The following is a 5,789-nucleotide window of genomic DNA, read 5'->3' as shown; positions in this document are numbered from 1 at the left end:
GGGACTGGGGACTGGGGACTGGGGACTGGGGACTGGGGACTGGTGACTGGGGACTGGGGACTGGGGACTGGGGATATAATTATTTTATTATGATTTTATTGATGATTTATTTTGTCTGAATCAGGATAACCAGGATTTGAGGATGTATGGGATGTGATTGATAATTGATAATTGATAATTGATAATTGATAATTGATAATTGATAATTGTCTGAATCAGGTGGTTATCGAGTTTCGACTACGCTCAACTACCGCGACTTGTACTGAGCGACTTGTACTGAGCGCAGTCGAAGTAAGTCGAAGTAAGTCGAGATAATATCCAGGATTTGAGGATGTACGGGATGTGATTGATAATTGATAATTGATAATTGATAATTGATAATTGATAATTGTCTGATTCAGACAAAATAAAATAATATACCCATCACCCATCACCAATAATATGAGTAACAAAGAATACAAATACCTCCATAAACAATGGTTAGGCTTAATGCAGCCTGTGGGCTGGGTTGTATCCCCTGGTGTACTGAGTGAAGCGGGGATAATTCCTCAAAAAAATGTAGTTGATTTACAAATACGTCTCCGTAATTTTATTGAAAGTCAAGCAGAATCACATAACTTTGCAGATTTCGCTATCGAGGTTCTCGATTGGCAAGAAAGCGATTTAATTAATACAGAATCAGTATTAGCAGAATTATCAGTATATTTAGAATCCTATCAAGAAAACCTCACCCCTGACTATGCTGTACCCGGTGCAGAGGGTGGTTATTTAATGTTGATACAAACTCTCAAATCGGGACAACCACTAGATGAAGTAGTAGCAAGTAACACCGGATGGCAAACGACACCCCAGTTAAAATTTGAACGTTTATTAAAAGAAAGCAAAGTACATATAGGCATATTATACAACGAAATAGAATTAAGACTCGTTTATGCTCCGGCGGCTGAATCATCGGGATATCTCACATTTAACATCAATAATATGTGTGAAATAGCAGGTAGACCGATATTAGCAGCTTTAGAAATGTTGCTAAACCCCGACATATTATTTACCTATCCCCTAGAAAAGCGTTTACCAGCATTATTAGAACGCAGTCGCAAAGCACAAAACGAAGTTTCCACCCAACTATCAGAACAGGTATTAGAAGCACTTTGGGAATTATTAAGAGGATTTCAAGCGGCTGATGCAGCAGCTAATGGGCGGTTATTGCGAGACATTGCAGAATATAATCCCCAACATATATATGGTGGTTTGATTACCATCTTATTAAGATTAGTATTTTTACTATACGCCGAAGATCGGGGTTTAATGTCCCAGGATGCGGTATATACCCGTTATTATTCCGTAACTGGATTGTATGAAAGATTGCGAGAAGACGCTGGTAATTTTCCTGATACAATGGATCAGCGTTATGGTGCTTGGGCTTGGTTGTTGAGTTTGTTTAGGCTCGTTTATAGTGGTGGTTGTCACGCCAATCTGTATTTACCCGCCCGTGAAGGTCAATTATTTGACCCGCAGGAATATCCGTTTTTAGAAGGAGTCAGGAGTCAGGAGTCAGGAGTCAGGAGGGGAGATAACAACTCTAACAACTCTAGTTCCCAGTCGGAGACTGGGAACGAGAATAACTTGAACATTCCCCGCGTTTCCGATGGGGTGATTTTCCGGGTGTTACAAGGACTACTTGTACTCGATGGGGAAAGACTTTCTTACCGTTCCTTGGATGTGGAACAAATCGGATCTGTGTATGAGGCGATTATGGGTTATGAGGTGCAAATGGCTACTAGTCCATCTATCGGGGTGTGGAGTAAACCCAAAAGTGCAAAGGCTTCTGTAACGGTGGTTGTGAGTGTTGATGATATTCTCAAAACCAAGGCCGGGGATAGGGTAAAGTATTTAAAAGAACAAGCTAACTGTGAAATTAGCGGTAAATCCTTAACGGAGTTGAAAGGGGCGAAAACGGCTGAGGAAGTAGTAAATGCACTGGGGCGCAAGGTATCACCAAAAACACCAAGTTTAATGGCCGTGGGCAGTTTGTACTTGCAACCAGGGGAAGAACGACGACGGAGTGGGTCACATTATACACCAAGGGCGTTAACTGCACCGATAGTTACAGAAACATTAAGACCGGTATTTGAGAAGTTGGGAGATCACCCCACATCTGAGGACATTTTAAACCTGAAAGTCTGTGATTTAGCCATGGGTTCGGGGGCGTTTTTGGTAGAAGTTTGTCGTCAGATAGCGGAAAAGGTGGTGGAAGTGTGGGAAAAACAGGGAAATACTCCGGTTATTCCTGGGGATGAGGATGTGTTATTGTTTGCGCGGCGGGTGGTAGCACAACGGTGTTTGTATGGAGTAGATAAAAATCCGTTTGCTGTGAATTTAGCGAAGTTGTCTTTGTGGTTGGCAACCTTAGCGAAAAATCATACTTTTACATTTTTAGATCATGCGTTGAAATGGGGTGACTCTTTGGTGGGGTTGACGCGGGAACAGATTAAAAATTTTAGTTGGATAGCGGATACTACCTATACAGATGAAAGTTTATCCTTACCATTAGCAATTGATAATGTGAAAAATTATAGAAATGAGATTGTTAATTTTGGTGATGATGAATATGGGAAGAAACGGGAAAAATACGAAGATGTAGAAAAAGAATTAGAGGAAACCAGGGTTAGAGGTGACTTAGTTATTGCGGCGTTTTTTACAGCAGAAAAAGATAAAGCAAGGAAGGATGAGTTAGAGAAGTTACGGTTAATGTTTGCCAAGGTAGGGGCGAAGCATTTGGACAAAAATATTGAGGAAAAATCAAGAATTTCTCACCCGAATGCTTCGCCCGTAAAGGAGTCGGTAGAAGCAAACCCCCCGTGGTTGCCCCAACAGGAGAAAGAAGAAATTATCAATATATGTAATAGTTTAAAATCTGGGGAAAAACCTGTTCCTGTTTTTAATTGGGAAATTGAATTTCCAGAAGTGTTTGATCGCAAAAATCCCGGTTTTGATGCAATTATTGGAAATCCACCTTTTGCGGGTAAAAATACCACAATTAATGGTAATATTCAAGGTTATTTAGATTGGTTGAAAGTTGTCAATCCTGAATCTCATGGTAATGCTGATTTAGTCGCACATTTTTTTAGAAGGGCGTTTGATTTATTACGTAAAAATGGCACTTTTGGGTTAATTGCTACTAACACCATCGCCCAGGGAGATACCCGCAGCACGGGTTTGAGATATATTTGTGAACATGAGGGAATTATTTATAATGCCCAAAAACGGTTAAAGTGGCCGGGTTTAGCTGCGGTGGTGGTTAGCGTGGTTCACTGTTTTAAGGGTGAGTATGTGGGCAAAAAGTTGTTAGATAATAAGCAAGTTGATTTAATTACGGCGTTTTTATTTCATGCGGGGGGAAATAAGGACCCTGAGAAGTTAATAGCAAATGCGGATAAGAGTTTTCAAGGTAGTATTGTTTTAGGAATGGGTTTCACTTTTGATGATCATAACCCGGAAGCTACACCGATAGCAGAAATGCACAGGTTAATTGCAGAAAATCCCAAAAATGCAGAGAGAATTTTTCCTTATATTGGAGGTGAGGAAGTTAATTCTAGTCCTACTCATGCACATCGGAGATATGTAATTAATTTTGGGGAGATGAGTGAGGAGGAAGCTAGGGAATATCCTGATTTATATAATATAGTAAAAGAAAAAGTTTACCCTGAGCGAAAAAATAAACCAGGTAGTTATAGTAGTCAATGGTGGCTATTTGGAAGAAGAAATCAGGAAGGAACTAAAGCAATATCACAACTTAATAGGGTGTTAGTTATTTCTCGCGTAGGTCAACATGGTTCATTTACATTTCTACCAAGTGCAATGGTTTATTCTGATTCATTGGTAGTATTTGCAAATGATAAAAACTCATTTTTCTGTATATTACAATCTCGCATCCATGAAATATGGACAAGATTTTTTGGTTCATCAATGAAAGATGACCTGCGTTACACACCATCAGACTGTTTTGAAACCTTCCCCTTTCCCGAAAACTGGGAAAACAACCCCATATTAGAACAAGCGGGAAAAACCTATTATGAATACCGTGCGGAGTTGATGGTAAAAAACAACCAAGGACTGACAGAAACCTACAACCGTTTTCATGACCCCGACGAATACGACCCCGACATTATTAAACTCAGAGAACTACACACCGCAATGGATAAAGAGGTTCTCAACGCTTATGGATGGGGTGACATATCCACAGAATGCGAATTTTTATTAGACTACGAAGAAGAAGACCTCACCCCTGATATCTCTCCTACCAAGAGAGGAGAAAGAAGTAAGAAAAAACCTTGGAGATATCGTTGGCCAGAGGAAATACATGATGAAGTTTTAGCGAAGTTGTTGGAACTCAACCAAAAACGCTATGAGTCAGAAATATTAGGAGGAAAAGTTGCAGAAGGGAAGAAAAAAGGGAAGAGTAATAAAAAGAAGACGGTGAAAAATACCAAAACCACAAATAATGAGTTACCGTTATTTAATATTGACTGATGATTGGTGATTGGTGATTGGGATATAAATAGGGGATGCTGAATAAATGTAGAACCTAGATAAATCAAGGGATTAAGGATGATGAAAATTAAAATTGCGCCTGGTTTTAGGTGCTATGATCCTAAAAAAGCTTGCACTTTGTGATAGCGAAGCGTGGCCTAGCACCTGTCACCTGTCACCTGTCATCACGACAAGACTTTCTCAGCATCCCCTATTTAAACGTATGAATTATAGCCCTTCGGCGATAGCGAAGCAATGCTGCAAGCAGTTCGCTATTCAACCACCATTAACCCCAATTTTCTTAATCTTCATGTATTATAAAGCGAAGTGCGGAATGTGGGTTATATGTATTAGGAGCATGAAAAATGTGTAAACTTAAAGAGTTCACCTATTACCAAAATTTCTATGACTCGCTGGTTTAATATTGCAGGTCCATGTTCAAATGATATCCACTATCTCCTATCTCCCACAGTCAGATTACCAGATTTAGAGGCGTTAATTCAACAACGTAGTTATTTTGTCCTACACGCACCACGACAAACAGGGAAAACCACCGCCATGTTATCCCTAGCAAAACAACTTACCGACACTGGAAATTATGCCGCAGTCATGGTATCTGTAGAAGTAGGCAGTGCATTTAATCATGATCCTACCACCGCAGAATTAGCCATTTTAGGAACTTGGTATGATACAATAAATATTCGTTTACCCAAAGAATTACAACCACCTGTTAAACAATGGCAACAGGAAGAACCAGGAAGCAGAATTAAAGCTTTTTTATCAGCTTGGGCAACATCTTTAAACCGCCCTTTAGTATTATTTATAGATGAAATTGATTCTTTACAAGATCAAACATTAATTTCTATTTTACGACAATTAAGAGATGGTTTTCCTAACCGTCCAGAAAATTTTCCCTCATCAGTAGGTTTAATTGGTTTACGAGATGTGCGAGATTATAAAGTAGCATCGGGAGGTAGTGACAGATTAAATACTTCTAGTCCTTTTAATATAAAAGTTGCTTCTCTGACTATGAGAAATTTTAATCTTGCAGAAGTAGGAGAATTATATCAACAACATACAGCAGCAACAGGACAAATTTTCACACCAGAAGCAATAGAAACAGCTTATGATTTAACCCAAGGACAACCTTGGTTAGTGAATGCTTTAGCTAAAGAAATTGTAGAAAAAATGGTAAAAGATAGAAATATTACTATTACAAAAGAACATATTTTAACAGCCAAGGAAATATTAATTAA

The 5,789-nt window shown here is 39.1% G+C and carries 2 protein-coding genes; both read left to right on the top strand.

What is annotated here, in order from left to right; translation table 11 throughout:
- Positions 1-441: 441 nt before the first annotated feature.
- The gene (locus H6F47_RS26595) at positions 442-4,533 is read left to right on the top strand and encodes a DNA methyltransferase (RefSeq protein ID WP_190651755.1); all 4,092 of its coding nucleotides are present in this window, start codon (positions 442-444) and stop codon (positions 4,531-4,533) included.
- Positions 4,534-4,938: 405 nt separating this feature from the next.
- Positions 4,939-5,789 (top strand): AAA-like domain-containing protein (locus H6F47_RS26590; RefSeq protein WP_190651753.1); only part of this gene is annotated, 851 nt, incomplete at its 3' end.

Source organism: Sphaerospermopsis sp. FACHB-1094, assembly GCF_014696195.1.
Lineage (GTDB): Bacteria > Cyanobacteriota > Cyanobacteriia > Cyanobacteriales > Nostocaceae > Sphaerospermopsis > Sphaerospermopsis kisseleviana.
The sequence above is the reverse complement of the archived record's forward strand: the minus strand, read 5'-3'. Positions and strand labels throughout refer to the sequence as shown.